The sequence below is a fragment of the Streptomyces sp. NPDC060209 genome, from assembly GCF_042728155.1.
Lineage (GTDB): Bacteria > Actinomycetota > Actinomycetes > Streptomycetales > Streptomycetaceae > Streptomyces.
Genome location: NZ_JBHWZS010000510.1, coordinates 1 through 3,287 on the forward strand (window position 1 = coordinate 1; position 3,287 = coordinate 3,287).

General features: G+C 72.1%; 3 protein-coding genes. 2 read left to right on the forward strand and 1 reads right to left on the reverse strand.

The features are described from left to right. A partial coding sequence (locus ACFWFI_RS41955; RefSeq protein ID WP_387401100.1) for an ABC transporter permease occupies nt 1–701 on the reverse strand: 701 nt, incomplete at its 3' end. Nucleotides 702–1,361: 660 nt separating this feature from the next. On the opposite strand from ACFWFI_RS41955, the gene rpe reads away from it, so the two are divergent. Then, complete coding sequence (rpe, locus tag ACFWFI_RS41960) at nt 1,362–2,045, forward strand: ribulose-phosphate 3-epimerase (RefSeq protein WP_387401102.1); 684 nt, start codon at nt 1,362–1,364, stop codon at nt 2,043–2,045. A 139-nt stretch (nt 2,046–2,184) separates the two neighbouring features. Then, complete coding sequence (locus ACFWFI_RS41965) at nt 2,185–3,171, forward strand: sugar-binding transcriptional regulator (RefSeq protein ID WP_387401104.1); 987 nt, start codon at nt 2,185–2,187, stop codon at nt 3,169–3,171. Nucleotides 3,172–3,287: the final 116 nt, after the last annotated feature.

Sequence of the window (3,287 nt, forward strand, 5' to 3'; positions counted from 1 at the left end):
ACCGAGGAGTAGGCGATCCCGAACGCCAGCCGTACGCCGACCAGGATCTCCGGCAGCGCGGACGGCAGGACGACGGAGGCGACCACCTGCGAGCGGCGTGCCCCGATGGCCCGTGCCGCCTCCACCAGGGAGGCGGGCGCGGAGGCGACGGCGGACGCGGTGGCCACGGCCACGGGCGGCATGGCGGCGATCGCCAGCAGCCACAGCTTGGGCGCCTCGTCGATGCCGAACCAGATGATCAGCAGGCTGAAGTAGGCGAGCGGCGGCAGGGTACGGAGGAAGGCCACCGCCGGTTCGAACACCACCCGCACCCACGGCAGCGTGCCCATCAGCACCCCGGCCACGAGCCCGGCCAGGACACCGGCGCCCGCACCGATCGCGATGCGGCGCAGGCTGATGCCCAGGTGCTCGATCAGGGTGTGGCCCTGGTAGCCGCGCACCCCGTCATGGGTGCCGGACGTCTCGACGAGCGCGTCCCAGACGGCTGACGGCGGCGGTACCAGCAACGGCGACCACAACCGCAGGGCGGTGACGAGCTGCCAGAGGGCCAGCAGCACGACCAGCGCGAGGAGCCGCAGCCCCACCCGGCGCAGCCGCGCGGCCCTCTCCGGCGAGCGGCGGCGCGGAGAGGGCGCGGCGGCGGGTTCACCGGAGAGCGCCGGGCCGGACGGCTGCTTCTCCGTGGTGGTGGGTGTGGTCATGGCGGGCTCCGTCGAGAGGTGCCGAAGACACCGGGCCGCCGGAAGGGCGGACAGGGCCGGGCAGGCGGACGCGGGGCGCGGACGACGGCGCCCGCGGGCAACGGGGGGAGGGGCCTGCAGAACGTGTCCGGCCGGTGCGCCGTACACGGACGGGAACCGTCCGGTCCGGCTCGCGGACAGGGTTCTGGAGGGGGACCGCCGGCTCACCCGAGGGGCGGCCGGAAGGCGGGCGGACGACGCCGCACAGTTCTGGAAGCGCTCAGCGCTGCCGGGCCAGGCTCAACAGGAGCAGCTGGTCACACGGCAGAGATCGATGCTGAGGCGCTCCTTCAGGAACTGGTCGCTGATCACGGAGAGTTTCTAACACAGCCTCATGGCGGGCACCAGGGGCTGTCCGCGCCCTGGTACGGATGGGAGCGGGCTCAACCGGTCCGTACGGCGCCCGCCGGGTCCGTCGCGCCCGTCTCCGGCGGGCCGGAGTCGGGGACGGATCAAGGGCCGCGGGCCCCGCCCCGTCCGCCCGAGCCCGTGGGCGGTCCAGGACCGGGACACGGAATCGCGGGTCGAAAAGGCCGGGATCGCATGAACCGTAATGATCCCGTGAGGCTTTGGGGCGCACCGCGGCAAGGAAGTGGCGCCGAGCATGGCAGGCTTGGGTGCATGGCCCAGATCAACCCCAGCATCCTGTCCGCCGATTTCGCACGTCTCGCCGATGAGGCGAAGGCCGTGGAAGGCGCCGACTGGCTCCATGTCGATGTCATGGACAACCATTTCGTGCCCAATCTGACGCTCGGTGTGCCCATCGTGGAGGCGCTGAGCAAGGCCACGGACACCCCGCTGGACTGCCATCTCATGATCGAGGACGCGGACCGCTGGGCGCCGCAGTACGTCGAGGCCGGTGCCGGTTCGGTCACCTTCCACGTGGAGGCCGCGGCCGCGCCTGTGCGCCTCGCCCGGGAGATCAGGGCCAAGGGGGCGCGCGCCTCCATGGCGCTGAAGCCCGCGACGCCCATCGAGCCGTACGAGGACCTGCTCCCCGAGCTCGACATGCTGCTGATCATGACGGTGGAGCCGGGATTCGGCGGCCAGGCGTTCCTGGACATCATGCTGCCGAAGATCCGCCGCACCCGTGAGCTGATCTCGAAGCACGGTCTCGAGCTGTGGCTGCAGGTCGACGGCGGGGTCTCCGCCACCACCATCGAGCGATGCGCCGAGGCCGGCGCGGACGTGTTCGTCGCCGGCTCCGCGGTGTACGGCGCCGAGGACCCGGCCGAGGCCGTGCGGGCACTGCGCGCACAGGCGGACACGGTCACGGCTTCCGCACCCTGGGCATGCGGCCACTGAACCAAGCTCAGATGAACGCGGCCCGACGGGCCTGATCAAGGATCGCCGGATCTGACAGGATGAACGGCGTATCGAGCGTGTGAACAGCAGTGAGGAGATCGCGGTGTCTGGCATCTCGGCGGGTCGGTCAGCCATGCGGATGGGACCCGCGGAGCTGGTGCAGGCGGCGGCCATGGCGCGTCGCTTCTACCTCGAGGGAAAGTCGAAGATCCAGATCGCCGAGGAGTTCGGCGTCAGCCGCTTCAAGGTGGCCCGGGTCCTGGAGACGGCCCTCGAGCGTGATCTCGTACGGATCGAGATCCGGGTACCGGCGGAGCTGGACGCGGAGCGCTCCGACGCGCTCCGGGCGCGCTACGGCCTGCGGCACGCTGTCGTGGTCGAGTCCCCGGCGGAGGAGCAGGACGACGCCGCGGACCCGGAGAATCTGGGTGAGGTCGCGGCCGAGCTGCTCGGTGAGCTGGTGAACGAGGGCGATGTGCTGGGGCTGGCCTGGGGCCGCTCCACCATCCACATGGCGGCGGCCCTCGACCGGCTGCCCCCGTGCACGGTCGTGCAGCTGACCGGCGTCTACGACGCGGGTACGGCAGAGCGCGGCTCGGTCGAGGCGGTCCGCCGCGCCGCGCAGGTGTCCGGCGGGGAGGCGCACCCGATCTACGCTCCGATGCTGCTGCCCGATCCGGCGACGGCGGCCGCGCTGCGGCACCAGACGGGGATCGCGCGCGCTTTCGAGTACTTCGACAAGGTGACGGTCGCCGCGGTCTCCATCGGTTCCTGGGAGCCCGGCATCTCCACGGTCCACGACATGCTCTCGGACGAGGAGCGCAGCCATTACGCCTCGCTCGGTGTGGCGGCGGAGATGTCCGCGCACCTCTTCGACACGAACGGGCGCCGGGTCGGACGGGACCTCGGCGAGCGGTGCATCACGGTGGAGGCCGACCGGCTGCGCCGGATCCCCGAGGTGGTCGCCATCGCCGGAGGGCAGCGCAAGGCGGCTGCGATCGGCGCGGTGCTGCGTTCGGGACTGGTCACCAGCCTCGTCACGGACACGGCCGCTGCCGACTACCTCCTGACGGAGTCCGCCGCCGGACAGCGGCCCGCGCTGGAGCGGGCCGACCCCGACAACTGACCCCCCTCAGGACCGACGCTGACCGGGACCGGCCGGGATCGGGGCCGACGCCGATCAGCGCCGGCCCCGGTCACGACTCGTGCCGATCACGACGGAGGCCGGGCACCGCACAGGTG

Coding starts and splice junctions, on each gene's coding strand:
- rpe (WP_387401102.1), top strand. CDS start 1,362: ATGGCCCAGATCAACCCCAGCATCCTGTCCGCCGATTTCGCACGTCTC.
- ACFWFI_RS41965 (WP_387401104.1), top strand. CDS start 2,185: ATGGGACCCGCGGAGCTGGTGCAGGCGGCGGCCATGGCGCGTCGCTTC.